Consider the following 5,112-nt stretch of genomic DNA (forward strand, 5'->3'; position numbering starts at 1 on the left):
TTTTGAAGTCAGTATTCATTGAGCCGTTCTTAGGAACAAAAAAACTTTAATTGAAGAGTTTGATCATGGCTCAGATTGAACGCTGGCGGCAGGCCTAACACATGCAAGTCGAGCGGAAACGAGTTATCTGAACCTTCGGGGAACGATAACGGCGTCGAGCGGCGGACGGGTGAGTAATGCCTGGGAAATTGCCCTGATGTGGGGGATAACTATTGGAAACGATAGCTAATACCGCATAATGTCTACGGACCAAAGAGGGGGACCTTCGGGCCTCTCGCTTCAGGATATGCCCAGGTGGGATTAGCTAGTTGGTGAGGTAATGGCTCACCAAGGCGACGATCCCTAGCTGGTCTGAGAGGATGATCAGCCACACTGGAACTGAGACACGGTCCAGACTCCTACGGGAGGCAGCAGTGGGGAATATTGCACAATGGGCGCAAGCCTGATGCAGCCATGCCGCGTGTATGAAGAAGGCCTTCGGGTTGTAAAGTACTTTCAGTCGTGAGGAAGGCGTTGAAGTTAATAGCTTCATCGTTTGACGTTAGCGACAGAAGAAGCACCGGCTAACTCCGTGCCAGCAGCCGCGGTAATACGGAGGGTGCGAGCGTTAATCGGAATTACTGGGCGTAAAGCGCATGCAGGTGGTTTGTTAAGTCAGATGTGAAAGCCCGGGGCTCAACCTCGGAACCGCATTTGAAACTGGCAGGCTAGAGTACTGTAGAGGGGGGTAGAATTTCAGGTGTAGCGGTGAAATGCGTAGAGATCTGAAGGAATACCAGTGGCGAAGGCGGCCCCCTGGACAGATACTGACACTCAGATGCGAAAGCGTGGGGAGCAAACAGGATTAGATACCCTGGTAGTCCACGCCGTAAACGATGTCTACTTGGAGGTTGTGGCCTTGAGCCGTGGCTTTCGGAGCTAACGCGTTAAGTAGACCGCCTGGGGAGTACGGTCGCAAGATTAAAACTCAAATGAATTGACGGGGGCCCGCACAAGCGGTGGAGCATGTGGTTTAATTCGATGCAACGCGAAGAACCTTACCTACTCTTGACATCCAGAGAACTTAGCAGAGATGCTTTGGTGCCTTCGGGAACTCTGAGACAGGTGCTGCATGGCTGTCGTCAGCTCGTGTTGTGAAATGTTGGGTTAAGTCCCGCAACGAGCGCAACCCTTATCCTTGTTTGCCAGCACGTAATGGTGGGAACTCCAGGGAGACTGCCGGTGATAAACCGGAGGAAGGTGGGGACGACGTCAAGTCATCATGGCCCTTACGAGTAGGGCTACACACGTGCTACAATGGCGCATACAGAGGGCAGCCAACCAGCGATGGTGAGCGAATCCCAAAAAGTGCGTCGTAGTCCGGATTGGAGTCTGCAACTCGACTCCATGAAGTCGGAATCGCTAGTAATCGTAGATCAGAATGCTACGGTGAATACGTTCCCGGGCCTTGTACACACCGCCCGTCACACCATGGGAGTGGGCTGCAAAAGAAGTGGGTAGTTTAACCTTCGGGAGGACGCTCACCACTTTGTGGTTCATGACTGGGGTGAAGTCGTAACAAGGTAGCCCTAGGGGAACCTGGGGCTGGATCACCTCCTTATACGATGATTACTCACGATGAGTGTCCACACAGATTGATGGTTTATTTTAGTTAAAGTACTAGAGCTTTAATTAATGACTTCGGTTATTGATTAAAGCTTTTTGCTTTATGCTCTTTAACAATTTGGAAAGCTGACGATAAGTAATTGATTTATTACTTATCAAATTTAAAAGTTCTCAAATCCTATATCTTTAAGATGTAGGTACCAACACACATTCAAGTGTTCTTGGGAATAGCATCATTGCCTGATGTTATTCAAATTTGAGTCCGGCAAAATCGATGTTTGCTTCTGCTTTTTAAAGCGGAAATGAACAATAGTTATCTCGCTCATAATAAAGAGATAACGCACCTTGGAAACGTCATACTACGTTGTAGCAAACGTATTGCGTTAAGCAAGACCCTTTGGGGTTGTATGGTTAAGTGACTAAGCGTACACGGTGGATGCCTTGGCAGTCAGAGGCGATGAAAGACGTAATAACTTGCGATAAGCCCAGATTAGGTAGTAATAACCATTTGAGTCTGGGATTTCTGAATGGGGAAACCCACGTGCACAAGCACGTATCATTAACTGAATACATAGGTTAATGAGGCAAACCCGGGGAACTGAAACATCTAAGTACCCGGAGGAAGAGAAATCAACCGAGATTCCGAAAGTAGCGGCGAGCGAAATTGGATTAGCCCTTAAGCTTTTAATGACACAGACGAAGGCTCTGGAAAGTGCCGCAATAAAGGGTGATAGCCCCGTAGTCGACATGTCATTTTGAGTGAAATCGAGTAAGGCGGGACACGTGATATCCTGTTTGAACATGGGGGGACCATCCTCCAAGGCTAAATACTACTGACTGACCGATAGTGAACCAGTACCGTGAGGGAAAGGCGAAAAGAACCCCTGTGAGGGGAGTGAAATAGAACCTGAAACCGTGTACGTACAAGCAGTAGGAGCGCCTTAGAGCGTGACTGCGTACCTTTTGTATAATGGGTCAGCGACTTAATTTTAGTAGCAAGGTTAACCGAATAGGGGAGCCGTAGGGAAACCGAGTCTTAACTGGGCGTCGAGTTGCTAGAATTAGACCCGAAACCAGGTGATCTAGCCATGGGCAGGTTGAAGGTTGAGTAACATCAACTGGAGGACCGAACCGACTAATGTTGAAAAATTAGCGGATGACTTGTGGCTAGGGGTGAAAGGCCAATCAAACCTGGAGATAGCTGGTTCTCCCCGAAAGCTATTTAGGTAGCGCCTCGGACGAATACCAATGGGGGTAGAGCACTGTTAAGGCTAGGGGGTCATCCCGACTTACCAACCCTTTGCAAACTCCGAATACCATTGAGTACTATCCGGGAGACACACGGCGGGTGCTAACGTCCGTCGTGGAGAGGGAAACAACCCAGACCGCCAGCTAAGGTCCCAAAGTATAGCTAAGTGGGAAACGATGTGGGAAGGCTTAGACAGCCAGGATGTTGGCTTAGAAGCAGCCATCATTTAAAGAAAGCGTAATAGCTCACTGGTCGAGTCGGCCTGCGCGGAAGATGTAACGGGGCTAAGCTATACACCGAAGCTGCGGCTGCATACTTTGTATGCGGGGTAGGGGAGCGTTCTGTAAGCCGTTGAAGGTGGTCTGTAAGGGCTGCTGGAGGTATCAGAAGTGCGAATGCTGACATGAGTAACGATAATGGGGGTGAAAAACCCCCACGCCGGAAGACCAAGGGTTCCTGTCCAACGTTAATCGGGGCAGGGTAAGTCGACCCCTAAGGCGAGGCCGAAAGGCGTAGTCGATGGGAAACGGGTTAATATTCCCGTACTTCTTATAATTGCGATGGGGGGACGGAGAAGGCTAGGTGGGCCTGGCGATGGTTGTCCAGGTTCAAGTATGTAGGCGGAAAGTTTAGGTAAATCCGGACTTTCTCAACGCTGAGATACGATGTCGAGCTGCTACGTGCAGTGAAGTCATTGATGCCATGCTTCCAGGAAAAGCCTCTAAGCTTCAGATTATAAGGAATCGTACTCCAAACCGACACAGGTGGTCGGGTAGAGAATACCAAGGCGCTTGAGAGAACTCGGGTGAAGGAACTAGGCAAAATGGTACCGTAACTTCGGGAGAAGGTACGCTCTTGGCGGTGAAGTCCCTTGCGGATGGAGCTACTAGGAGTCGCAGATACCAGGTGGCTGCAACTGTTTATTAAAAACACAGCACTGTGCAAAATCGTAAGATGACGTATACGGTGTGACGCCTGCCCGGTGCCGGAAGGTTAATTGATGGGGTTAGACTTAGGTCGAAGCTCTTGATCGAAGCCCCGGTAAACGGCGGCCGTAACTATAACGGTCCTAAGGTAGCGAAATTCCTTGTCGGGTAAGTTCCGACCTGCACGAATGGCGTAATGATGGCCACGCTGTCTCCACCCGAGACTCAGTGAAATTGAAATCGCTGTGAAGATGCAGTGTACCCGCGGCTAGACGGAAAGACCCCGTGAACCTTTACTACAGCTTGGCACTGAACATTGACCCTACATGTGTAGGATAGGTGGGAGCCTTTGAAACAAGCACGCCAGTGTTTGTGGAGGCAATCTTGAAATACCACCCTTGTATGCTTGATGTTCTAACGTTGGTCCCTAATCGGGATTGCGGACAGTGCCTGGTGGGTAGTTTGACTGGGGCGGTCTCCTCCCAAAGAGTAACGGAGGAGCACGAAGGTGGGCTAAACACGGTTGGACATCGTGTGGTTAGTGCAATGGCATAAGCCCGCTTGACTGCGAGAATGACAATTCGAGCAGGTGCGAAAGCAGGTCATAGTGATCCGGTGGTTCTGAATGGAAGGGCCATCGCTCAACGGATAAAAGGTACTCCGGGGATAACAGGCTGATACCGCCCAAGAGTTCATATCGACGGCGGTGTTTGGCACCTCGATGTCGGCTCATCACATCCTGGGGCTGAAGTCGGTCCCAAGGGTATGGCTGTTCGCCATTTAAAGTGGTACGCGAGCTGGGTTTAGAACGTCGTGAGACAGTTCGGTCCCTATCTGCCGTGGGCGTTGGAAGATTGAAGGGGGCTGCTCCTAGTACGAGAGGACCGGAGTGGACGAACCTCTGGTGTTCGGGTTGTCATGCCAATGGCATTGCCCGGTAGCTAAGTTCGGAATCGATAAGCGCTGAAAGCATCTAAGCGCGAAGCGAGCCCTGAGATGAGTCTTCCCTGGCACTTTAAGTGTCCTAAAGGGTTGTTCGAGACTAGAACGTTGATAGGCAGGGTGTGTAAGTGCTGCGAGGCATTGAGCTAACCTGTACTAATTGCCCGTGAGGCTTAACCATACAACACCCAAGGGGTTTTGTGGACTCAAAGTAAGAACTTTGAATGTGTGATACGAACTTTTAAATAACAGTTTTCCGAATTTTAAAATTTTGCTTGGCGACCATAGCATTGTGGACCCACCTGATTCCATGCCGAACTCAGAAGTGAAACATAATAGCGCCGATGGTAGTGTGGGGTTTCCCCATGTGAGAGTAGGACATCGCCAGGT

3 rRNA genes are annotated in these 5,112 nt (G+C 50.0%); all 3 read left to right on the plus strand.

The features are described from left to right. The first annotated feature begins 47 nt into the window (after nt 1–47). The 3 genes from VHA01S_RS00005 to rrf all read left to right on the plus strand — a co-directional run bounded on the left by VHA01S_RS00005 (nt 48) and on the right by rrf (nt 5,112). Nucleotides 48–1,600 (plus strand): 16S ribosomal RNA (locus tag VHA01S_RS00005). A gap of 414 nt (nt 1,601–2,014) precedes the next feature. Next, nucleotides 2,015–4,903, plus strand: a 23S ribosomal RNA gene (locus VHA01S_RS00010). Nucleotides 4,904–4,996: 93 nt separating this feature from the next. Then, nucleotides 4,997–5,112: ribosomal RNA gene (rrf, locus tag VHA01S_RS00015) — 5S ribosomal RNA — on the plus strand. The 16S, 23S and 5S rRNA genes sit together here, the layout of an rRNA operon.

The sequence above is a fragment of the Vibrio halioticoli NBRC 102217 genome, assembly GCF_000496695.1.
In the GTDB taxonomy this organism is placed as follows: domain Bacteria; phylum Pseudomonadota; class Gammaproteobacteria; order Enterobacterales; family Vibrionaceae; genus Vibrio; species Vibrio halioticoli.